Genomic DNA, 23,462 nt, shown 5'->3' on the forward strand with positions numbered 1-23,462 from the left:
TTTTCTTGGTTTGCATCAGCGTTGTCAGCGGCGTTGTTCCCGGTTTGTTGTCGGTGTCGATCGCCTTCTTTGTGCCTGCGTCGCGTTTTGCTTCGACTGTCGGCTTTTTCGTTTCTCGGTTGTTATTGTAAGCGCTTTTTTTTTTTCTTTTTTTTTTTTTTTTTTTTCTTTTTTTTTTTTTTTTTTTTTTTTTTTTTTTTTTTTTTTTTTTTTTTTTTTTTTTTTTTTTTTTTTTTCTTTTTTTTTTTTTTTTTTTTTTTTAAGAGACGGCAGACGAGAGCAGCCTCGGTCTGCTGGGCTCGCGGATGTGCAGGAGAGGTGGGCTCGGACTGTGTATAAGAGACAGGTTACTGCCCTACTGCCCTACTGCCCTACTGCCCTACTGCCCCTCAATATTCCCGTGTGCTGATGTAAAGGATAACGCTTCATTAAGCTTAATATCCGATAACTGACGAACGAATCCGCCTGATCGTCACCATGACGGCAAATGGCCGGAATCTGCAGGCAGACACAGGATAGCGGGGCAACTCCCGGGAAAGGAACGGAATGATGGCGAGCCTCGGCGGAGACAAATCTCAAGCCGAAGGGGCTGAAGTCCGTCACGTTCCGGTGTTGATCTCCGAGGTGATTGACGCTCTCAAGCCCAAGCCCGGCGAAGTCATCGTCGACGGCACCTTCGGGGCAGGCGGCTACACCCGGCGCATTTTGGATGAAGGCGCCGAAGTGATCGCGATAGACCGCGATCCAATGGCCATCGAAGCCGGACGCGCCATGGAAAAGCAGTTTCCGGGGCGTCTGCATCTGGTGGAAAGCCGGTTTTCGGCGCTGGATAAAGCCGTTGCGCAAGTGAAGGGAGCAGGCAGCAAAGTGGATGGCGTTGTGCTCGATATCGGTGTTTCGTCGATGCAGATCGATGAAGCCGAGCGCGGCTTCTCCTTCCAGAAGGACGGGCCGCTCGACATGCGCATGTCCAGCAAGGGGCCGAGCGCTGCCGATGTCGTCAATCGCCTGAAAATGGGCGATCTGGCGCGCATCTTCAATTTCCTTGGCGAAGAGCGTCATGCAGGGCGTATCGCGCGGATGATCGAGAAGCGCCGCGAGGCGCAGCCTTTCACGCGCACGCTCGATCTCGCCAATGCGATTGAATCGCTGGTCGGTCGGAATCCCAAAGTGCCTATTCATCCCGCGACGCGCGTGTTTCAGGCGCTGCGCATCTATGTGAATGACGAGCTGGGCGAACTGGCCCGCGCGCTTTTGGCTGCCGAACAGGTTCTGAAGCCCGGCGGTCGGCTGGTGGTGGTGACGTTCCATTCGCTCGAAGACCGCATGGTGAAGCGCTATTTCGCGGATCGCGCAGGCGGTAGTGCGGGCTCGCGGCATATGCCCGAAACCCATGTGCGCCATCCAAGTTTCACGCCCGCGGTCAAAGGCGCTGTTGGGCCGACGCCGGAGGAAGAAGCCAGCAATCCACGCGCGCGCTCGGCGAAGCTGCGCGCCGGTTTGCGGACGGCTAATCCGCCGCTTGAAGATGATCTTTCGCTGTTCGGGCTCCCAAAATTGCCTGAAACGCATGAACTGAGCCGGAGTTGAACGAGTGCTGCGTACTTTTGATCTCATCATGATTGCGGCGATGTTGGTGGCGGCAGCTGTCACCTACACCATCAAGTATGACGCCGAAAAACAGATCGCGGTCATCGCCAAGCTGACACGCCAGATCAATTCCGAGCGCGATACGATTACGCTGTTGCGGGCAGACTGGGCGCTGATGACGCAGCCGGGCCGGTTGCAAAGCCTGACCGGCGTCTATGAAAAAGAGCTGAACCTGCAGCCCATCGTGGCCGAGCAGCTCATCCTGAGCGTATCCGATATTCCGGAACGTCCGCTGGACGACATTCAGAAAATCATCTCCGGCACGGATGAACTGGTCGCAAGCGGTGTCCTCGAACAGGACACGGTCACCACCGGCAGCATCAAGAAGAAGAGCGGGGCAAAGCACTGATCATGCGGCTGAAACTCGGTCTTTCCAAAAAGAACAAAAATGCGATGGACGGTCTGGAGCCGGTCGGCGATGAAAAGCTGGCTGGCAACATGGCTTTTGTCGGGTCGCGTAAAAAACACGGCAATCGTGCGCGCAACCGTTTGTGGATGGCGATTGCCTGCTTCGTCGGCATCTATGGCGTGATTGGCGGCAAGCTCGTCTATTTCGGCATGATCGGCGGCGAGGACGAAGACGCGTCCGGCCCCGCTGTGCACCAGCTGGCCTCGCGTCCCGATATTCTGGACCGCAATGGCGAAATTCTCGCGACCGACATCAACACCGCTTCGCTTTATGCCGAACCGCGCAAGATCGTAGATCCGGATGAAACCATCGAAATGCTGTCCACGGTGCTGCCCGATCTGGATTGGGAAGCGACCTATAAGCGCCTCAAGAGCGGCGCGGGCTTCGTCTGGGTCAAGCGCGGCCTGACGCCGAAGCAGCAGAGCCAGATCATGGCGCTCGGCGTACCGGGCATCGGCTTCCGCACCGAAAAGCGCCGCTTTTATCCGGGCGGTCCGACCGCATCGCATATTCTCGGCCTGGTCAATGTCGATAACCAGGGCATTGCCGGTATGGAAAAATATATCGACAGCCAGGGCCTGACCGATCTCCGCCTTGCCGGTCTTGCGACCGGTCAGTCGCTTGAGCCGGTGCGCCTGTCCATCGATATCCGCGTGCAGCACATCATGCGCGACGTTCTGGTCAAGGCCATGGAGCGCTATCGCGCCATTGCCGCAGGCGCCGTCGTTCTCAACATCAAGACCGGCGAAGTGATCGCCATGGCCTCGGTGCCGGATTTCGATCCGAACAATCCGGTCAATGCGCTCGACAAGGATCGCCTCAACCGCATGTCGGCGGGCACCTATGAAATGGGCTCGACCATCAAGACCTTCACGACGGCGATGGCGCTCGATTCCGGCAAGTTCACCTTGCAGTCGAAGCTCGATGCAACGCGCCCGCTGGTGTTCGGTCGCCAGACCATCCGCGATTTCCACGGCAAGGGCCGCTGGCTGACGCTGCCGGAAGTCTTTATCTATTCGTCGAATATCGGTTCCGGTCGCGAAGCCGATGCGGTGGGCATCGAAGGCCATCGCGCCTTCCTGAAAAAGATGGGTCTTCTCGACCGCATGCAGACGGAATTGCCGGAAGTGGCGCGTCCGGTCGAGCCGCGCGTCTGGAAGAAGGTCCATTCGATGACCATCTCGTTCGGTCATGGCATGATGACGACGCCGCTGCAGACGGCGGTGGGCGCGGCAGCGCTGATGAATGGCGGCAAGCTGTTCAACCCGACCTTCCTGATGCGTTCTCAGGCTGAAACTGTCGCTCTCGGAGAGAAGCAGGTCGTTCATCCACAAGTTTCTGCTGATATGCGTTATCTCTATCGCCTCAACGCCACGGCGCCGGGCGGTTCGGGCAAGCGCGCGGCCGTTCCGGGCTATCGCGTCGGCGGAAAGACGGGTACGGCTGAAAAAGTGGTTCACGGCCGTTATTCGAAGGATTCGCGTTTTAACGCCTTCCTTGCCTCGTTTCCCATCGAAGATCCGGCCTATGTCGTGCTGACCATCATCGATGAGCCGAAGCCGGAACAGGGCAAATTCGGCGCGACCGCGGGCTTCAATGCTGCACCGATGGTCTATGAAATCATCAGCCGTTCCGCGTCGTTTCTCGGTGTCAAACCTGACTTCGAACTGGATGCGCAACCGGCAACGGTTAGCAATATGAGCGGTGGGCCTGATTTAAAACAGGAATTGCCGCCAGCAATGGTTTCCAACGAATACGACTGATTCGCGCAGCATAGCTTGGGTACGCAACGAAATTTGGATTTGATTGCCATGAAACTGAAGGAAATCGCTCTTTTTACGGAACTGGCCACCGGCACCGACGGTGAGGTGGAAATCACGGGCGTGACCTCGGATTCCCGCAAGGTCGAACGCGGTTTCCTCTTCGCCGCGCTCAAAGGCGTGAAGGCGGATGGCGCGGCATTTGCTGCCGATGCGATCAAACGCGGTGCAGCCGCCGTGATCGCCGCCAAGGATGCCGCCATCGTGAATGCGAGCGTGCCGGTTCTGCATGTGGACGATCCGCGCCATTCTCTGGCAACCGCAGCGGCACAGTTCTATGGCAAACAGCCGGAGATTATGGTTGCCGTCACGGGCACCAGCGGCAAAACCTCCGTTGCTTCCTTCACACGTCAGATCTGGGCTTATGCAGGGTTTCCCGCTGCGAATATTGGCACGACGGGCGTATTTTCGCCGACCCGCAGCGACTATAATTCGCTGACGACACCCGATCCGGTGGAGTTGCAGCGGGTTCTGGCTGAACTGGCCGATGAGGGCGTGACCCATGCTGCGATGGAAGCCTCGTCGCACGGGCTTGACCAGCGCCGTCTCGACGGGGTGAAACTCGCTGCTGGCGCTTTCACCAATCTCGGTCGCGATCATATGGATTATCACGCGACCATCGAAGAATATCTTGGCGCGAAAATGCGCCTGTTCGATACGCTGCTGCCAAAGGGTGCGCCTGCGATCATCTTCTCGGACGATCATTTCTCGCAACAGGCCATCGATGCGGCGACCGCTGCCGGTTGTGACGTGAAGACCGTGGGCCGCAAGGGCAATTTCATCAACCTCAAGCGCGTCGAGCATGAGCGTTTCCGCCAGCATGTCGAAGTGCGCATTGGCGACGAAATCTTTGAAATCGAGCTGCCGCTCGCCGGTGATTTCCAGGTGGCGAATGCGCTTGTTGCTGCTGGTCTTGCCATGGTGACGGGCGTGCCCGCCGCTGCCGCCATGCGCGCATTGGAACGCCTGAAGGGCGCGCCGGGCCGTCTCGATCTGGTGGGCGCGACCGAAGACGGCGCACCGGCCTATGTCGATTATGCGCATAAGCCGGAAGCGCTTGAAAATGTTCTGACTTCGGTTCGCCCCTTCACCACGGGCCGCGTGATCGTCGTGTTCGGCTGTGGCGGTGATCGTGACAAGGGCAAGCGCCCGATCATGGGCGAAATCGCCTCGCGTCTTGCCGATGTTGTTATCGTCACCGACGATAATCCACGTTCTGAAGTTCCGGCGCAGATCCGTTCGGAAATCATGGCTGCGGCGACTGGCGCGACGGAAATCGGCGACCGTCGCGAAGCGATCTTCACGGCTGTGTCCATGATGATGCCGGGCGACACGCTGGTGGTTGCGGGCAAGGGACATGAGGAAGGCCAGATTGTCGGCAGCATCACCTTGCCGTTCTCCGACCATGCGGAAGTCGCAGCCGCACTGGCCGCACGTCTCGAGGAGCGTCAGGGATGAAAGAGTGGCTGTGGTCATCGGCTGATATGGTTGACGCCATGGGAGGCAGGCCCTTCGGCACGCTTCCCGCAGGTATAACCGGCATTTCCATCGACAGCCGCACGCTGAAACCCGGCGAGGCGTTTTTCGCGATCAAGGGCGACCTGTTTGACGGGCACGACTTTGCGACGGCGGCCATGGCGGCTGGGGCGGGTCTACTGGTGGTGGCCGAGCATCGCCTGCCTGCATTCGGCAATCTCAAAGTGCCGATGATCGTCGTGGAAGACGTGCTGGAAGCACTGACCAAGCTGGGCATCGCCTCACGCGCGCGCTCGAAGGCGCAGATCATTGCGGTGACGGGTTCAGTCGGCAAGACGACGACCAAGGAAGCGCTGCGCCATGTTCTGTCCGGCGTCGGCCAGGTTCATGCCTCGGTCGCATCCTTCAACAATCATTGGGGTGTGCCGCTGACGCTCGCCCGCATGCCAGCCGATACCGATTACGGCGTATTCGAAATCGGCATGAATCACCACGACGAAATTCGTCCGCTGGTGAAGATGGTGCGTCCGCATGTGGCGCTGATCACGCTGATCGCGCCTGCGCATCTTGGTCATTTCGCCAATCTGGAGGAGATCGCGGTCGCCAAGGCCGAGATTTTCGAAGGCATCGTTCCGGGCGGCTATGCGCTTTTGAACCGTGACGACAAGCGTTTCAAGCAGCTGGAAGAACTGGCGGAGAAAGCTGGCGTCGAACATATTTCGACCTTTGGCGAGAATGCGCGCGCCGATTATCGCCTGCGTGAAGTCAAGCTGCATCCGTCTTGCTCCTGCATGACGGTCAAGATCGGCAACCATGAAGCTGTCGTGAAGGTCAGCATACCGGGCCGTCACATCGCGCAGAACATGCTGGCGGTTCTGGGCGCTTGCGACCTCGTCGGCGCTGATCTCGCCAAGGTTACCATGGCCATGGCGACCCTTTCGGCAGAAGGCGGGCGCGGCGCGCAGCATGTGCTGCAACATCCCGATGGCGGCACGTTCACGCTGATCGACGAAAGCTACAATGCCAATCCGACCTCCATGCGGGCGGCGCTGGCATTGCTCCAGTCGTCCAAGCCGGAAGGTCCGAAAGGGCGGCGTATCGCGGTTCTCGGCGACATGCTGGAACTCGGTCGCCAGTCCGGAAAGCTGCATGCCGACCTCGCACGTCCGATCGTGGATGCCGAAGTGAATTCACTTTTTATCGGCGGCCCTGAAATGTCGGTGCTTAAAAACGCCTTGCCGGTTGAAATTCACACCGAATACAGGCAGAGCACCGATGAATTACTGCCGCTGGTGATAAAGGCGGTCCGTCCCGGCGATGTCGTCATGGTGAAATCGTCCAAGGGAATCGGCTTCTCCAAAATCGTCAAGGCTTTCACTGCCCAGTTTCCGCCGGTCGAGCCGGCGGAATAGGCGATGGTCGAGGGAATTTTCTCCACATGCTGATGCTTCTCACCTTCTTCGCCGAACACATGACACCGCTCAACGTGTTCCGCTACATCACCTTCCGCACCGGCGGCGCAATGATTACGTCGGCGCTGATCGTGTTCCTGTTCGGCCCGACGATCATCAATTCGTTGCGCGTGCGTCAGGGGAAGGGGCAGCCGATCCGCGCCGACGGCCCGCAGACCCATTTCAAAAAAGCCGGTACGCCCACCATGGGCGGTCTGATGATCATGACCGGCATTCTCATTTCGTGCCTGCTTTGGGCCAATCTCTCCAGCGTCTATGTCTGGGTGGTGCTGCTGGTCACGGTGGGTTTCGGCGCCATCGGTTTCTATGACGATTATCTGAAAGTGACCAAGCAGTCCGACAAGGGCTTTTCCGGCAAGGCGCGTCTGGGCATCGAATTCCTGATCGCAGCGATTGCCGCCTTCGTCATCATGCGCGCGGGGCAGGAGCCTTTCTCCTCTTCGCTGACCTTCCCATTCGCCAAGCAGTTCGTGATCAATCTGAGCTGGTTCTTCATTCCCTTCGCCGCCTTCGTGATGGTCGGCGCGGGCAATGCCGTGAACCTGACGGACGGTCTCGACGGTCTGGCCATCGTGCCGGTCATGGTTGCCGCCGCCTCCTTCGGCTTCATCGCCTATCTTTCGGGTAACGCGATCTTCGCCGATTATCTGCAAATCCATTTCGTGCCGGGCACGGGTGAACTCGCCGTGGTGCTGGGCGCGGTGATTGGTGCGGGCCTTGGCTTCCTGTGGTTCAATGCGCCGCCTGCCGCTATCTTCATGGGCGATACGGGTTCGCTGGCGCTGGGCGGCATGCTCGGCACCGTGGCCGTTGCGACCAAGCATGAAATCGTGCTCGCCATCATCGGCGGCCTGTTCGTGATGGAAGCGCTTTCGGTGATCATTCAGGTCGGCTCGTTCAAGCTGACCGGCAAGCGCGTCTTTCTGATGGCGCCAATCCACCACCATTTTGAAAAGAAGGGCTGGACCGAGAGCCAGGTCGTGATCCGTTTCTGGATCATCGCCATCATTCTCGCGATGATCGGCCTTTCCACCCTCAAGCTCAGATAGTCACAAGACCAGTATCGACAGGCAAGAAGAATGATCCCGATCACCGCCCTTAAAGACAAGACCGTCGCCCTCTTCGGATTGGGCGGGTCGGGCATCGCCACGGCCAAGGCCATTGTGGCCGGAGGGGCGAAGATCATTGCCTGGGACGATAATCCCGACAGTGTGGCCCGCGCACAAGGTGCGGGCATTGCAACCGGCGATCTGAGGCAGGCGGACTGGTCGCAGTTCGCCGCCTTCGTGCTTTCGCCGGGTGTGCCATTGACCCACCCCAAGCCCCATTGGACCGTCGATCTTGCCCATGCGGCAGGCGTTGAGATTATTGGCGATGTGGAGCTTTTCGTGCGCGAGCGCAATCATATCGCGCCCGATTGCCCGTTCATCGCCATTACCGGCACCAACGGCAAATCGACCACCACGGCGCTGATCGCCCATATCATCAAGGCGTCTGGCCGCGACATGCAACTCGGCGGTAATATCGGCACGGCAATCCTGACGCTGGACCCGCCAGCGGCTAACCGCTTCTATGTGGTCGAATGCTCGTCCTACCAGATCGATCTGGCACCTTCGCTGAACCCGACCGCAGGCATTTTGCTGAACCTGACGCCGGATCATCTCGACCGTCACGGGACGATGGAAAATTACGCGGCCATCAAGGCGCGGCTGGTTGCGGCAAGCCACACGGCGATCATCGGCGTTGACGATCTTTACTGCACGGCGATTGCCGAAAATCTGGCGGCGAACGGTGTCAATGTTGCGCGGATTTCCAAGGAAAAGCACCTCGACAACGGCTATTTCGCCGAGGGGCAGACCCTCTCTCATGCCACCGATGGCAAGGTTGAGGAGCTGGCTTCGCTCGCCGGGATCGGTTCGCTGCGCGGCGCGCATAATGCGCAGAACGCGCTTGCAGCCGTGGCGGCTTGCCTTGCGGTGGGCCTGTCGCTCGATGAAATCCGCGCCGGGCTGAAAAGCTTTCCGGGTCTGGCGCACCGCATGGAGCAGGTGGGGCGGCGCGGCAAAGTGCTGTTCGTCAACGATTCCAAGGCGACCAATGCCGATGCGACCGCACCCGCGCTGTCGTCCTTTCCGCAGAACATCTACTGGATCGCTGGCGGCGTGCCGAAAGCGGGCGGGATCGAGTCGCTCGGCGGGTTCTTCCCGCGCATCGCCAAGGCCTATCTGATCGGCGAAGCGGCGGCGCAATTCGCGGCGACGCTGGGCGACAGCGTGCCGTTCGAGATTTCCGATACGCTGGCTGTGGCCGTCGATCATGCCGCGCGCGATGCGGGCAATGATGCAGCCTCGGAGCCGGTTGTGCTGCTTTCGCCAGCCTGCGCCAGCTTCGATCAGTTCCAGAATTTTGAAAAACGCGGCGATGCCTTCCGCAGCGCCGTATTGGCCCTTCCGGGTATCATGCCTATTGGAGGAGAAAGCTGATGGTAAGCCGTGTCGATCGCGGTCCTGTCGCCAACTGGTGGTGGACAATAGACCGCTTCTTTCTCGTAGCCTGTCTGGCCCTGATGGGGCTTGGCATTCTCTTGTCCTTTGCGGCAAGCCCGGCCGTGGCGTCGCGCATTGGTCTCGACAGCTTCCATTTCGTCGAACGCCAGATCGTCTTCATGATCCCGGCGGTCATCGTCATGATCGGCGTGTCGTTCTTTTCTCCGCGGCAGATCAGGCGTTTCGCCCTGATCCTGCTTGCCGTTTCCATGGTGCTGATGGTTGCGGCGCTCTTCTTCGGGATTGAAGTGAAAGGTGCGCGCCGCTGGGTCAATCTGGCGGGCATTTCCATCCAGCCGTCCGAATTCATGAAGCCCGCTTTCGTGGTGGTTTGCGCCTGGCTCTTCTCCGAGCGCGAACGCGGCGGCGACATGCCGGGCTATTTCCTCGCCATGCTGCTGTTTTGCGCTGTTGCGGGTCTCTTGGTCTTGCAGCCCGATCTTGGTCAGACCATGCTGACCACCGGCACATGGGGCGCGATGTTCTTTCTCGCGGGCCTGCCGATGTTCTGGATTCTGGTTCTGGGCGGTCTTGCCGTTTGCGGCGGTTTCGGCGCTTATTTCGTGTTCGACCACGTGGCCGGTCGTATCAACCGCTTCATGACGGGCGAAGGCGATACGTTCCAGGTGGATGCCGGACGCGAAGCCATTCTGCGTGGCGGCTGGTTCGGGCAGGGGCCCGGTGAAGGCACGGTCAAGCGCATCATCCCCGATAGCCACACCGATTTCATCTTCTCGGTGGCTGCGGAAGAATATGGCATCATCCTGTGCATGATCATCATGTTCCTGTTTGCCTTCATCGTGGTGCGCGGACTTTCCATCGCGCTCAAGGAACGCGATGCGTTCACACGTCTGGCCGTGTCGGGCATCGTGATCCTTTTCGGCTTCCAGTCGATCATCAACATGGCGGTGAACCTGCATTTGATGCCTGCAAAGGGCATGACGCTGCCGTTCATTTCCTATGGCGGCTCGTCGCTGGGGGCGATTGCCATCACCATGGGTATTCTGCTGGCGCTCACCCGTCGCCGTCCGGAAGCGCGCATGACGCACACGGTTGGGCATATTGGTTCAAATCGGGGCGAACGCATTCCGGCGCTGTGAGGGATTGATGGGTAAAGGTGTTATCGTATTGGCCGCCGGGGGAACGGGCGGCCATCTTTTTCCGGCGGAAGCGTTGGCGCATGAGCTGAAATCGCGCGGCTGGGATGTGCATCTGGCGACCGACGCTCGCGCGCAGCGTTTTGCGGGCGCTTTCGATGAAAGCCATGTGCATGTGATCCGTTCGGCTACCATTGCGGGCCGCAATCCGATTGCGCTGCTCAAAACGTTCTGGTCGCTGTGGCAGGGCAATCTCGATTCACGCAAATTGTTCCGCCGCTTGAAGCCGAAGCTCGTTGCCGGTTTCGGAGGCTATCCGACCTTGCCGCCGCTTTATGCCGCGAGCAACATGCATATTCCGACGCTGGTGCATGAACAGAACGCCGTGATGGGCCGCGCCAACAAAGGCCTTGCGGGGCGCGTCAAGGCGATTGCAGGCGGGTTTCTGCCGGAAACAGGCGGTGCCTTTGCCGACAAAACGGTCACGACCGGCAATCCGGTGCGCCCGCCTGTGTTGGCGGCAGCCGCCACGCCTTACAAGCCCGCAAAGCCTGATGAGCGTTTCCGTCTTTTGGTTTTCGGCGGCAGTCAGGGTGCGCAGTTCTTTTCAAACGCGATACCGGCTGCTGTTGCTCTTCTGCCCGAGAAGGAACGTGCGCGACTTCTGATCACCCAGCAGGCGCGCAAGGAAGACGAAGCTTCCGTGCGCGAGGCCTACAAGAAGCTTGGCATTCCAGCCGATGTGGCCCCGTTCTTCAACGATATGCCGGCACGCATGGCGGATGCCCATTTCGTCATCTCGCGCTCCGGCGCATCGACGGTTTCGGAAATAACGGTGATCGGTCGTCCGGCCATTCTGGTGCCATTCCCCCATGCGCTTGATCACGATCAGGCGGCCAATGCCGCTGCACTCGCCAGCGCTGGCGGCGGCGAGGTGGTGCGGCAAGCCGACCTTTCGTCAGAACGCCTTGCACAAATCCTGCAATCGGCGATGAATGAGCCGGAAAGGCTCGAAAATCAGGCAAAAGCCGCAAAAAGCGTCGGTAAGCCAGATGCTGCGCGGTTGCTTGCCGATCTGGCAGAGGCTATTGCAGCAGGAAAATCTGTCCAGGAATTTAAAAAAGGAACTCGGTCATGAAAATGCCGCTGAACATCGGGCTCGTCCATTTCATTGGAATTGGCGGCATCGGCATGAGTGGCATCGCCGAGGTGCTGCATAATCTCGGATACAAGGTCCAGGGCTCGGATCAGTCGGACAGCGCCAATGTGCAGCGTCTGCGCGAGAAGGGCATCGAGGTCTTTGTTGGTCACAAGGCGGAAAACCTTGGCGACGCGGAAGTCATCGTTGTTTCGACGGCTATCAAGAAGACCAACCCCGAGCTGGCCGCTGCACGCGAAAAGCTGTTGCCTATCGTGCGCCGCGCCGAAATGCTGGCCGAGCTGATGCGCTTCCGTCGTGCGGTCGCCATTGGCGGTACGCATGGCAAGACGACCACCACGTCGATGGTGGCGGCGTTGCTTGATGCGGGGCATCTCGATCCGACCGTTATCAATGGCGGCATCATCAACGCCTATGGCACCAATGCCCGCATGGGTGACGGCGACTGGATGGTGGTAGAAGCCGACGAAAGCGACGGCACCTTCCTAAAGCTGCCCGCCGATATTGCGGTTGTAACCAATATCGATCCGGAACATCTCGACCATTACGGCAATTTTGACAATGTGCGCGCCGCTTTCGCGCAGTTCGTGGAGAATGTGCCGTTCTACGGCTTTGGCGTCATGTGCCTCGATCATCCAGAAGTGCAGGCGCTTGTCGGTCGCATCGAAGACCGCCGCATCATCACCTATGGTCAGAACCCGCAGGCGGAAGTGCGTTTCGTCAATCAGCGCATGGAAGGTGCGGCGAACCTGTTCGACGTCGTCATCCGTTCGCGCAAGGGCGAGACGGTCGAAATCAAGGATCTGCGTCTGCCGATGCCCGGCCAGCATAACGTGTCCAATGCCACGGCTGCCATCGCGGTCGCACATGAACTGGGCATTTCCGCTGACGATATCCGTCGCGGCCTTGGTTCATTCGGCGGCGTGAAGCGCCGCTTCACCCATACGGGTTCGTGGAATGGCGTCGAAATCTTTGACGATTACGGTCACCATCCGGTGGAAATCCGAGCCGTGCTGAAAGCCGCACGCGAAGCCACCAGCCAGGCAGGCGGTCGTGTGATCGCCATTGTGCAGCCGCATCGCTATACGCGCCTGCACAGCCTGTTCGACGAATTTGCTGCCTGCTTCAACGATGCCGACACCGTCATCGTCACGCCGGTCTATACGGCTGGTGAAGACCCTATCGAAGGCGTGAACTCCGAAACGCTCGTTAGCCGTATCAAGACGGCGGGCCATCGCGATGCGCGTTATGCCAGCGGACCGGAAGCCTTGGCTCCGCTGGTTGCCTCTATCGCGCAGCCGGGCGATTTTGTGGTCTGCCTCGGTGCGGGCAACATCACGCAATGGGCCTATGCTTTGCCCAAGGAACTCGCCGAACAGGGTAAGAAGTAATGGACTATCACCCGATGGAAAGCGGCGAGACGCTTCTCAAGAAGCTCGACGGCAAGCTGTCGGGCCTGCGCGGGCGTCTGACGCCCGATACGGGCATGGACAAGATTACCTGGTTTCGCGCCGGTGGTCCGGCACAGGTTCTGTTCCAGCCTGCCGATGAGGAAGACCTGTCGAATTTCCTGAAGGCAGTGCCGGAAGAAATACCGATCCTCGTGGTCGGTATCGGTTCCAATTTGCTCGTCCGCGACGGTGGAGTACCCGGCTTTGTTGTCAGGCTCTCCGCAAAGGGCTTTGGCGAGGTGGAGCGCGTCTCCGAGACGCAGCTTAAGGCCGGCACAGCGACGCCAGACAAGCGCGTGGCTGCGGCGGCGCTTGAGGCGGGGCTTGCGGGCTTCCATTTCTACCACGGCATTCCTGGTGGCATTGGCGGGGCGGTGCGCATGAATGCGGGCGCAAATGGCGTGGAAACGCGCGAGCGCGGTGTGGAAGTTCGGGCGCTTGACCGCAAGGGCGAGCTGCATGTGCTTTCCAATGCCGATATGGGCTATGCCTATCGCCATTCTTCGGCATCGCCGGAGCTGATATTCACCTCGGCGCTGTTCGAGGGCGTTCCGGGTGACCGCGAGGATATTCAGCGCGCCATGGACGAGGTGCAGCATCATCGTGAGACGGTGCAGCCTGTGCGCGAAAAGACCGGCGGTTCTACTTTCAAGAACCCTGAAGGCACATCTGCCTGGAAGGAAATCGACAAGGCTGGCTGTCGTGGATTGCGCGTCGGCGGTGCCCAGATGTCGGAGATGCACTGCAATTTTATGATCAATACTGGCACTGCGACCGGGCATGATCTGGAGACTTTGGGCGAGACAGTTCGCGCAAAAGTTTTCGAGAACTCGGGGATTCGCCTCCACTGGGAGATCAAGCGTCTCGGTTTGTTCCGCGACGGCGAGCGCGTAGAAGAGTTTCTCGGCAAAGTTTAATAAAAAAATTGCCCGGATTTTCTGCCTGAAATTCCGGGCTTTTTCGCCTTCGCAAGCGACGCGTAAGGTTCGTCCCTTTTGATAGGGTCTTGTCACGGAATCAATCCTCTGATTCTTTATGGTTAACCACACAGTGATTTGATTCGGCAGGATTTTCCTGCCGCGGGTGTCTGCGGCCTGTGCCGCTGGACTGTTCGGACTCTGTTCTTGATTCACCGCGCAGGGGATTGCGCAGAGGGGATGCTTAACATGACGGGAAAACACGTCGCCGTTTTGATGGGTGGATTCTCCTCCGAGCGTCCTGTCAGCCTGTCGTCCGGCGCGGCCTGTTCAAAGACCCTCGAAGAGTGCGGCTACCGCGTGACCCGCATCGATGTGGACCGCAATGTTGCCAGTGTTCTGGCCGAGCTGAAGCCGGATGTCGCCTTCAATGCGCTGCATGGCCCATTCGGTGAAGATGGCGCCATTCAGGGCATCCTCGAATATCTCCAGATTCCCTACACCCATTCCGGCGTTCTCGCTTCCGCGCTCGCCATGGACAAGGATCGCGCCAAGAAGGTTGCTGCCGCTGCTGGCGTGGCCGTCGCGCCGTCGCGTCTTATGAACCGTTTCGATATCGGTTCCGAACATCCGATGGAGCCGCCTTATGTCGTCAAGCCAGTGCGCGAAGGCTCTAGCTTCGGTGTCGTGATCGTCAAGGAAGACCAGACTCATCCGCCGCAGATCATCGGCTCCGCCGACTGGAAATATGGCGATGAAGTTCTGGTCGAAAGCTACATCGCCGGGCGCGAACTGACCTGCGCCGTGATGGGCGATCGCGCCATGGATGTCTGCGAGATCGTTCCGGTCGGCCATCAGTTCTACGATTATGATTCAAAATATGTTGCAGGCGCATCAACTCACGTGTGTCCGGCAAAAATTTTACCAAATATTTACCAAAAAATACAAACAATGGCCCTTACGGCGCATCGGGCAATCGGGTGTCGGGGCGTAAGCCGGTCGGACTTCCGTTTCGATGATCGTTTTTCAGAAGAAGGCGAAGTTATCTGGTTGGAAGTTAACACCCAACCGGGGATGACGCCCACCTCGCTCGTGCCTGATATCGCCAAAGCGGCTGGTATCTCTTTCGGTGAATTGTTGAGTTGGATGGTGGAGGACGCGTCTTGTTTGCGTTGAACGGCAGAAATGATGGATATGGGCGCTCGGGCGCGATGCGAAACGCATCGGCGATGAATGTCGCATTCGTCCTGCCGCGCTTTCTGCGCAAGCCGTTTCGCTTCGCCGCCCGTCTGTTTCAGGGCAATGTCAGCATTCCGCGCCATGCGGGCACTATCGGTATGCTGGGCTTCCTTGGCGCCACCGGTCTTTACGGCATGGTTGTTGGCGGTCACTCGCAGGACGTGGTGAAGGCCACGGCCTCGACGCTTGGTTTCGCCATTGAGGACGTCAAGGTCGTCGGCAATCACGAGACTTCCGATATCGATATTCTGGGTCAGCTTAACCTTGATGGCGAGACGTCGCTGGTCGGCCTGAGCGCTGAAGAAGCGCGCGCTGCAATCGCAAAGCTGCCATGGGTGCAGAGCGCCGAAGTGCGCAAGGTTTATCCGGGCACGGTTCAGGTCGCGCTGCAAGAGCGTCAGGCCTTCGCCATCTGGCAGAACGACAAGGAACTGTCGCTGATCGATGCCGAAGGCGATACCATCGTGCCTTTCCGCGCCGGTCGTTACAACACGCTGCCGCTCGTGGTCGGTGAAGGCGCTGAGAAGGTCGTCAAGGGCTTTGTCGACGAGGTCGCAAACTATCCGGCGCTGGCTGGCAAGGTTCGCGCCTATATCCGCGTCGCCGACCGTCGCTGGGACCTGCTTTTGGACAATGGTGTGCGCATCATGCTTCCGTCGGAAGATCCGCTGAAGGCTCTCGCGCAGATCCAGAAACTCGATGAGGAAAAGCATCTTCTGACCCGCGATATCATGGCGGTCGATCTTCGTCTGGATGACCGTGTGACCGTTCAGTTGACGGCAAGCGGTATGGAACAGCGCCAGAAGTTCCTGGCGGAGCGTAAGAAAGAATTGGCCCGCACGGGGAAGCGCGTATGAGTATTCTGGGCGGTAAGGGATCATCACAAGGCGGAACTGCAGGGCGCAAGGTGCGCCTGCTCACGGTTCTGGATGTTGGCTCAAGCAAGGTGTCCTGCGTCATCGCAAGGCTGCGTCCGCATGAAGGCGGCGCGCTTCTGCCAGGCCGCACGCACCGCATGGAAGTGCTGGGCATCGGCCATCAGCGTTCGCGCGGCGTGAAGTCCGGCGTGATCATCGATCTCGATGCCGCCGAACAGTCCATCCGTCTCGCTGTGGATGCCGCAGAGCGCATGGCCGGTCTGACTGTCGACAGCCTGATCGTGAATATTTCGGCCGGTCGCCTCAAGAGCGAAACCTTCACCGCGAGCGTCAATCTCGGCGGACACGAGGTCGAGCAGACCGATATTCGCCGCGTTCTGGCCGCTGGCGCGAAGCAGGCTTTGGCGGCTGAGCGTCACCTCGTTCACTCGCTGCCGATCGGCTATACGCTCGATGGCGAGCGCGGCGTGCGCGACCCGCAGGGCATGCTGGGCGACAGCCTCGGCGTCGATATGCATGTGCTGACGGCTGATGCCGCTCCGCTGCGCAATCTCGAGCTTTGCATCAATCGGTGCCATCTTTCGGTCGAGGCCATTGTGGCGACGCCCTATGCAAGCGGCCTGTCGGCTCTGGTCGGCGATGAAGCCGAAATGGGTGCTGCCTGCATCGACATGGGCGGCGGCACCACGACGATTTCCGTCTTCTCCGAAGGCAAATTCATTCACGCCGATGCGGTTGCCATCGGCGGCAATCACGTCACGATGGACGTGGCGCGCGGCTTCTCCACTCGCATGGAAGACGCCGAACGCCTGAAGGTCATGTATGGCTCGGCGCTGCCAAGCGCTGCCGACGACCGCGATCTCATCTCCGTCTCGCCGATTGGCGACGACGAGCGTGATGTACCCAATCAGTATCCGCGGTCGGTTCTGACGCGGATTATCCGTGCAAGAGTGGAAGAAACGCTGGAACTGGTTCGCGACAGGCTGAACCAGTCGGGCCTCGGACACATTGTCGGCAAGCGTGTGGTTTTGACCGGCGGCGCAAGCCAGTTGCCGGGTATGCCGGAGGCCGCCAGACGAATCCTTGCAAGAAATGTACGAATCGGGCGTCCTCTAGGAATAGCGGGATTGCCTGAGGCGGCTAAGGGGGCAGCTTTTGCCGCGACCGTCGGACTTCTGATCTACCCGCAGGTGGCCGGGATAGAAGAGCGGTCGGTAAAAGCAGCTTCCTCCGGTCTCATGACCGGTACGGGTGGGCGCATTCAACGTGTCAGCCAATGGCTGAGGGAGAGTTTCTGAGTAACCGATCTTTGAGTGAACAGTCGAATTTTCCGGGACGTGACCATCTGGGTAACAACCAATCAGCACCGCAGCGGCGAAACGCGGTGACGGGCTTTAAGAGGAACAAGGACCAATGACTATCAATCTGCAAAAGCCGGACATCACCGAGCTGAAGCCCCGCATCACCGTTTTCGGTGTCGGCGGTGGCGGCGGCAATGCAGTCAACAACATGATCAATGCCGGTCTTCGCGGCGTGGATTTCGTTGTGGCCAACACTGACGCGCAGGCTTTGACCATGTCGAAGTCCGACCGGATCATCCAGCTCGGCGCTGCCGTGACGGAAGGTCTGGGCGCAGGTTCCCAGCCCGAAGTCGGTCGTGCCGCTGCTGAAGAATGCATCGACGAAATCGTCGATCACCTCAATGGCACGCATATGTGCTTCGTCACCGCAGGTATGGGCGGCGGCACCGGCACCGGTGCAGCTCCGGTTGTTGCCCGCGCAGCACGTGAACGCGGTATCCTGACCGTCGGCGTCGTGACCAAGCCTTTCCATTTCGAAGGCGCGCGCCGCATGAAGACGGCCGACCTCGGCATCGAAGAACTGCAGAAGAACGTCGATACGCTCATCGTCATTCCGAACCAGAATCTCTTCCGCATCGCCAACGACAAGACCACCTTCGCCGACGCATTCGCGATGGCCGATCAGGTGCTCTATTCGGGTGTTGCCTGCATCACCGATCTGATGGTCAAGGAAGGCCTCATCAATCTCGACTTTGCTGACGTTCGCTCGGTTATGCGCGAAATGGGCAAAGCGATGATGGGCACCGGCGAAGCTTCCGGCGAAGGCCGCGCAATGGCTGCTGCCGAAGCTGCGATTGCCAACCCGCTGCTCGACGAAACCTCGATGCGCGGTGCAAAGGGTCTGCTGATCTCGATCACCGGCGGTCGCGACATGACCCTGTTCGAAGTCGACGAAGCTGCAACGCGTATCCGTGAAGAAGTCGATCCGGAAGCAAACATCATTCTCGGCGCAACCTTCGACGAAGGTCTCGAAGGCGTCATCCGTGTATCCGTGGTTGCTACCGGCATCGACAAGCAGATCGGAGATGCGGCGCCTGCGCCGCTGGAATTTCGCCAGCCGGTAAAGCAGCCGACCTCGCAAGCCAAGCCGATGGCTCCGCACGGCGCTCTGCGTCCTCCGGTCGTTGAACAGCCGCGTCAGGCCGACCCGATTGCTCAGGCAATCCAGTCTGCCGAAGTCGATATGCCGATTGCTGCGCCAGCCGCACCTGCTGCTTCCGCAGAACCTGATTTCCGTCCGCAGAGCCGCATTTTCCAGGCGCCGGCACCGGAAGCTTTCGAACGCGCTCCGGTTGCTCGCGCACCGATGCCGCAGGCGCAGGCAGCCCATGCTGTTCAGCCGCAGGCTTATCAGCAGCCGCAGCAGATGCATGCAGAACCGGCCCGCGAACCGCGCCCGGCTCCGCGTATGCCAGCTGTTTCGGATTTCCCGCCGGTTGCACAGGCTGAAATCGCCGCCCGTCGCGCTCCGCAGCAGCCACAGCCTGCTCAGGAAGAGCCGCGCGGTCCGATGAGCCTTCTCAAGCGCCTGACCCATGGTCTGTCGCGCCGTGAAGAAGAGCAGCCTGCAGCCCGTCTGGAGCCAGCGCAGCATCGCGAACCCGGCATGCGTCCGGCTGAACGCCGCCCGATGCAGCAGGACAGCTCGATCTACGCGCCGCGCCGTGGCCAGCTCGACGATCAGGGCCGTCCGCAGCCGCGTGCAGCGTCTGAAGACGACCAGCTCGAAATCCCGGCCTTCCTGCGCCGCCAGTCGAACTGATCGAACGCCGATGTAAAATCCCAAAAAGCCCGCCTGTCTCAGGTGGGCTTTTTACTTTTTGCCGGGAATGCTGGAATAAAACGGCCTTTATGGTAATAGAGCGTAAGAAAGCGTGATTTTGTCCCCGCGACCCGGCTCACTATTTTAAGCGTGGTCGGTTGTATCGGGGCTCACACGGGGTTGTGATTCTTTTTGTCTTCCCTGCCGCTAATTTTGCCATATCTAACGGATTAATCGCGTTTGCGAATTAGATTGTGCGATTGCGGGAGCAGGGTACGCCAGCGAGCAAGTGCGGCCTGTTTACGCGTTGAGCGTATATTCTGGATTTTGAATAGATTGGAACAGCCTTGAGCGCTTATCAAAAGACAATTGGTCGTGCGGTGACCCTTTCCGGTGTGGGTGTCCATGGTGGCGCTCCGGCGTCGGCCACGTTTCTTCCTGCCGATGCGGATACAGGCATCATCTTCCAGCGCTCGGACCTGAAAGGCACTGCACGCGAAATTCGCGCCCATGTTTCGGAAATCGGCGCAACGGATCTTTGCACGTCGCTCGGACCAAAAGAAGCGAAGATCGATACGGTCGAGCATCTGATGGCCGCTGTCGCCGCACTCGGCATCGACAATCTGATCGTTGAGATTGACGGTCCGGAAGTGCCTATTCTCGACGGCACCTCGGCGCGCTTCATCGAAGCGCTCGACGAGGCGGGCATTGTCACGCAGCAGGCCAAGCGCCGTTTCATCCGTATTCTCAAGACGGTCCGTGTGGAAGCCGGCGGCTCCTGGGGTGAGTTCCGTCCGTTCTCTGGCACGCGTTTTGAGGTCGAGATCGATTTCGAATGCCCGCTGATCGGACGTCAGAAATTTGCGAACGACATGGACGAGGCGGTGTTCCGTAAGGAGATTTCCACTGCGCGCACCTTCGGCTTCATGAAGGATGTGGAGCGTCTATGGGCCTCCGGCCATGCGCTTGGTTCGTCGCTCGACAATTCGCTGGTCATTGGTGACGACAATTCGGTCATCAATCCGGGTGGTCTGCGCTTCAAGGACGAGTTCGTGCGTCACAAGACGCTGGATGCCGTGGGCGATCTGGCGCTGGCCGGTCTGCCGTTCATCGGCTGTTTCCGCTCCTATCGCAGCGGTCATCGCCTGAATGCAGAAACGGTCAAGGCGCTTCTGGCCGACAAGAGCGCTTTCGATATCGTTGAAGCATCCGGCGTGCGCCGCAATGCCAAGAGCTCGGATTTCGTTGCCGTGAAGCCGAATATCGCTGCGCCCTGGGCGCTTTAAGAGGCGCTTCCGGTCTTCGTGGCACAGTCCACAATAATTTGGATGATCCCGGAACTCGGCCTTAATTGAGCCGTGTTCGCCGGTTCACCATTGTGATGCGAGTCGCCTGCCGTTTTACGGCGGGCTGATGAGGGGACCAATCTTCACGGTTCACACGTTGCGAAGGAGCCGTCCGGACAGTGTTTCGGCCAAAATCTGGCGATTGTAGAGCTAGACGATTGCGCCTGCATGTGGTTTATGGACGGCCAAAACAGCCTTGGCACTGTTTAATCTTTGCCAAAGTTGAATGATTTGGATGGATGAAGCACGGTTGCAATGCTACAAGCGCGCACGTTGCTTCAAACAGGAATGACGCTGCCAGAAGGCCGGAGACCGCATGACGAGTTTCAAATTCACGGGTGTGACGAAAACCGCGCTGTTGACTGGCGCTATCGCCGTTCTTATCCCGCTCGCCGGTTGCGCCAGCAAGAACGACGATATTGATCTCACCAAGTATGTTGAGACGATCGATCCTGCCGACAAGCTCTATAATGAAGGTCTGGCCAATCTGGATGCGGGGCGTCTTGACGAGGCATCCAAGAAGTTTGCCGCCATCGACCGTCAGCATCCCTATACGGAATGGGCACGCAAGGCGCTTGTGATGGCTGCCTTCACCAATTACCGCAAGGGTAATTACGAAGAAGCGATCAGCATGGCGAAGCGTTACAACACGCTTTACCCGACATCGCCCGAATCGGCTTACGCTTATTACATCATCGGTCTTTCCTATTTCCGCCAGATTCCGGACGTGACGCGCGATCAGGCTGCAAGCCGCCGCGCCATTGCCGCGATGCAGGAAGTGGTCGATCGCTTCCCGGATTCGGAATATACCGACGACGCGAAAGCCAAGATCCGCTTTGCCCGCGACCAGCTTGCAGGCAAGGAAATGCAGGTTGGCCGTTACTATTTGGAACGCAAGGAATATCTGGCCGCCATCAAGCGCTTCCGCGGCGTGGTCGAGGAATATTCCAACACCCGTCAGGTGGAAGAAGCGCTGGCGCGTCTGGTCGAGGCCTATTATGCGCTTGGCCTGACCTCGGAAGCCCAGATGGCCGCTTCGGTTCTCGGCAAGAACTTCCCGGACAGCCAGTGGTACAAGGACAGCTACAAGCTCTTGCAGAGCGGTGGTCTCGAGCCGCGTGATAACGGCGGTTCATGGCTGGCCAAGGCTTCGTCGCTCATCACGGGCGGCGGTTCATAACAGTTTGAGCCCGACATGCTGTCGCACCTCTCGATCCGCGATATTGTCCTGATTGAAAGGCTCGACATCGAGTTCAAGACCGGCTTGTCCGTGCTCACGGGCGAGACCGGCGCCGGTAAATCCATCCTGCTCGATTCGCTGTCGCTGGCGCTGGGTGCGCGTGGCGACGCTTCGCTGGTTCGCCATGGTGCGGACCAGGGGCAGGTGACGGCGGTATTCGATGTGCCGGGTGGTCATCCGGCCCGCCTTTTCCTTCGCGAAAATGGTTTTGACGATGACGGCGATGTCATCCTGCGTCGTCTCCAGATGGGCGATGGGCGCACGCGCGTTTTCATCAACGATCAGGCGGCAAGCGTTGCGCTGTTGCGCGATCTGGGCCGCAGGCTGGTGGAAATCCACGGCCAGCACGATGATCGCGCGCTGATCGATACCGATCTGCACCGCACTTTGCTGGATGCTTTCGGCGGTCTTGATGCGGAAGCTGCGGTGGTGCGCGAACGGCACAAGGCGTGGCGCGATGCGGAAACTGCTTTGTCGCGTCATCGCGCCCGCGTGGAAGCCGCCGAGCGCGAGGGCGATTATCTGCGCTCTTCCGTGGATGAACTGACCAAGCTCGATCCGCAGCCCGGCGAGGAAGACGAGCTCGCCGAGCGCCGTGCGGTGATGATGAAATCTGAAAAGATCGCCGGTGATGTGAATGAAGCGGGCGAACTTCTCTCGGGCAATGGTTCGCCGGTGCCGACGCTTGCAAGTCTGGTGCGCCGTCTGGAGCGTAAAATTCCGGAAGCCCCGCATCTGCTTGAGCCTGTCTGCAAAGCCATCGATGAAGCATTGAACAGTCTCGCGCTGGCGCAGGACGGCATCGATCACGCCATGCGGGAGATCGATTTCGATCCGCGCGTGCTGGAGCAGGTGGAAGAGCGCCTGTTCGCGCTGCGTGCGGCGGCGCGCAAATATTCGGTGGCGGTGGAGGGCTTGCCCGCGCTGCGCGACAAGATGGACGCCGATCTTGCCGAGCTGGATGCGGGCGCGGAAAAACTGGTGCAGCTTGAAGCGCAGGCGAGCGACACACGCGCCGCTTATGACGCCGCTGCGGCTGAACTGTCCGCCCGACGCAAGGAGACGGCGGAGCATCTGAAAGCGGCCGTCATGGCCGAGCTTCCAGCGCTTAAGCTGGAACGCGCCGAATTCCTCGTCGAGATGATCACCGACCCGCAGGCGCGCGCCGCCGAAGGCATCGACACGGTGGAATATTGGGTGCGCACCAATCCGGGTACACGCGCCGGTCCGATGATGAAGGTCGCTTCCGGCGGTGAGCTGTCGCGTTTTCTTCTGGCGCTAAAAGTGGCGCTAGCGGATCGCGGTTCTGCGCCGACGCTGGTTTTCGACGAAATCGATACCGGGGTGGGCGGTGCCGTGGCGGATGCTATTGGCCAGCGTCTGGCGCGGCTGTCGTCGCGGGTGCAGGTGCTGTCCGTTACCCATGCGCCGCAGGTGGCGGCCCGCGCATCGACGCATTTCCTCATCGCCAAATCCGCGACCCATGAAGACCGCATGTCGACATCGATCCGGTCTATCGGCGTCGATGAGCGGCAGGAAGAAATCGCCCGTATGCTCGCCGGTGCCAGCATCACCGATGAGGCGCGCGCGGCGGCGGAACGTCTGCTGGCGGAAAACAGCGCTCTGGCCTCCTGACAGC

General features: G+C 59.5%; 18 protein-coding genes and 1 pseudogene. 18 read left to right on the forward strand and 1 reads right to left on the reverse strand.

Annotated elements, in window-relative coordinates; translation table 11 throughout:
• Positions 1–133 (reverse strand): annotated as a pseudogene (locus JAU75_RS24190) (imidazolonepropionase); the annotation flags it as partial.
• A 413-nt stretch (positions 134–546) separates the two neighbouring features.
• On the opposite strand from JAU75_RS24190, the gene rsmH reads away from it, so the two are divergent.
• The 18 genes from rsmH to recN all read left to right on the forward strand — a co-directional run bounded on the left by rsmH (position 547) and on the right by recN (position 23,458).
• Positions 547–1,590: a 16S rRNA (cytosine(1402)-N(4))-methyltransferase RsmH gene (rsmH, locus tag JAU75_RS00005; protein ID WP_199053581.1), complete on the forward strand. Its 1,044-nt coding sequence runs from the start codon at positions 547–549 to the stop codon at positions 1,588–1,590.
• Between the two features lie 4 nt (positions 1,591–1,594).
• A complete protein-coding gene (locus JAU75_RS00010; protein WP_199053583.1) occupies positions 1,595–1,999 on the forward strand; it encodes a hypothetical protein in 405 nt (134 codons plus the stop codon).
• Positions 2,000–2,001: 2 nt separating this feature from the next.
• The gene (locus JAU75_RS00015) at positions 2,002–3,822 is read left to right on the forward strand and encodes a penicillin-binding protein 2 (protein ID WP_199053585.1); all 1,821 of its coding nucleotides are present in this window, start codon (positions 2,002–2,004) and stop codon (positions 3,820–3,822) included.
• A 42-nt stretch (positions 3,823–3,864) separates the two neighbouring features.
• Entirely contained in the window at positions 3,865–5,337 is a 1,473-nt protein-coding gene (locus JAU75_RS00020; protein WP_199054872.1) for a UDP-N-acetylmuramoyl-L-alanyl-D-glutamate--2,6-diaminopimelate ligase, read from the forward strand.
• Positions 5,334–6,767 carry a UDP-N-acetylmuramoylalanyl-D-glutamyl-2,6-diaminopimelate--D-alanyl-D-alanine ligase gene (locus tag JAU75_RS00025; protein WP_199053587.1) on the forward strand — a complete coding sequence of 478 codons (1,434 nt, stop codon included), beginning with the start codon at positions 5,334–5,336 and terminating at the stop codon, positions 6,765–6,767. Before JAU75_RS00020 ends, JAU75_RS00025 begins: the two co-directional genes overlap by 4 nt.
• A 26-nt stretch (positions 6,768–6,793) precedes the next feature.
• On the forward strand, positions 6,794–7,876 hold the full coding sequence (gene mraY / locus JAU75_RS00030; protein ID WP_199053589.1) for a phospho-N-acetylmuramoyl-pentapeptide-transferase: 1,083 nt from the start codon (positions 6,794–6,796) through the stop codon (positions 7,874–7,876).
• 30 nt (positions 7,877–7,906) lie between these two features.
• Positions 7,907–9,310: a UDP-N-acetylmuramoyl-L-alanine--D-glutamate ligase gene (gene murD, locus JAU75_RS00035; protein ID WP_199053595.1), complete on the forward strand. Its 1,404-nt coding sequence runs from the start codon at positions 7,907–7,909 to the stop codon at positions 9,308–9,310.
• The gene (gene ftsW / locus JAU75_RS00040; RefSeq protein WP_199053596.1) at positions 9,310–10,473 is read left to right on the forward strand and encodes a putative lipid II flippase FtsW; all 1,164 of its coding nucleotides are present in this window, start codon (positions 9,310–9,312) and stop codon (positions 10,471–10,473) included. Before murD ends, ftsW begins: the two co-directional genes overlap by 1 nt.
• A gap of 7 nt (positions 10,474–10,480) precedes the next feature.
• Positions 10,481–11,608 (forward strand): undecaprenyldiphospho-muramoylpentapeptide beta-N-acetylglucosaminyltransferase, encoded by a 1,128-nt coding sequence (gene murG / locus JAU75_RS00045; protein ID WP_199053597.1) that lies wholly within the window; start codon positions 10,481–10,483, stop codon positions 11,606–11,608.
• Positions 11,605–13,020: a UDP-N-acetylmuramate--L-alanine ligase gene (gene murC / locus JAU75_RS00050; RefSeq protein ID WP_199053598.1), complete on the forward strand. Its 1,416-nt coding sequence runs from the start codon at positions 11,605–11,607 to the stop codon at positions 13,018–13,020. Before murG ends, murC begins: the two co-directional genes overlap by 4 nt.
• 14 nt (positions 13,021–13,034) lie before the next feature.
• Positions 13,035–13,997 (forward strand): UDP-N-acetylmuramate dehydrogenase, encoded by a 963-nt coding sequence (gene murB / locus JAU75_RS00055; protein ID WP_199054873.1) that lies wholly within the window; start codon positions 13,035–13,037, stop codon positions 13,995–13,997.
• 249 nt (positions 13,998–14,246) lie between these two features.
• A complete protein-coding gene (locus JAU75_RS00060; protein WP_078339427.1) occupies positions 14,247–15,173 on the forward strand; it encodes a D-alanine--D-alanine ligase in 927 nt (308 codons plus the stop codon).
• Positions 15,161–16,093: a cell division protein FtsQ/DivIB gene (locus tag JAU75_RS00065; protein ID WP_199053599.1), complete on the forward strand. Its 933-nt coding sequence runs from the start codon at positions 15,161–15,163 to the stop codon at positions 16,091–16,093. The genes JAU75_RS00060 and JAU75_RS00065 overlap by 13 nt, the downstream gene beginning before the upstream one ends.
• The gene (gene ftsA / locus JAU75_RS00070) at positions 16,090–17,412 is read left to right on the forward strand and encodes a cell division protein FtsA (RefSeq protein ID WP_109369408.1); all 1,323 of its coding nucleotides are present in this window, start codon (positions 16,090–16,092) and stop codon (positions 17,410–17,412) included. The genes JAU75_RS00065 and ftsA overlap by 4 nt, the downstream gene beginning before the upstream one ends.
• 115 nt (positions 17,413–17,527) lie before the next feature.
• A complete protein-coding gene (gene ftsZ, locus JAU75_RS00075) occupies positions 17,528–19,237 on the forward strand; it encodes a cell division protein FtsZ (protein ID WP_199053606.1) in 1,710 nt (569 codons plus the stop codon).
• 347 nt (positions 19,238–19,584) lie between these two features.
• On the forward strand, positions 19,585–20,523 hold the full coding sequence (gene lpxC / locus JAU75_RS00080; RefSeq protein ID WP_199053608.1) for a UDP-3-O-acyl-N-acetylglucosamine deacetylase: 939 nt from the start codon (positions 19,585–19,587) through the stop codon (positions 20,521–20,523).
• A 376-nt stretch (positions 20,524–20,899) separates the two neighbouring features.
• Positions 20,900–21,763, forward strand: coding sequence for an outer membrane protein assembly factor BamD (locus JAU75_RS00085; RefSeq protein WP_199053610.1), 864 nt, complete (start codon positions 20,900–20,902; stop codon positions 21,761–21,763).
• 15 nt (positions 21,764–21,778) lie between these two features.
• The gene (recN, locus tag JAU75_RS00090) at positions 21,779–23,458 is read left to right on the forward strand and encodes a DNA repair protein RecN (protein ID WP_199053612.1); all 1,680 of its coding nucleotides are present in this window, start codon (positions 21,779–21,781) and stop codon (positions 23,456–23,458) included.
• The last annotated feature ends 4 nt before the right edge of the window (positions 23,459–23,462 follow it).

Origin of the sequence: Ochrobactrum sp. Q0168 (assembly GCF_016427605.1) — a bacterium.
In the GTDB taxonomy this organism is placed as follows: domain Bacteria; phylum Pseudomonadota; class Alphaproteobacteria; order Rhizobiales; family Rhizobiaceae; genus Brucella.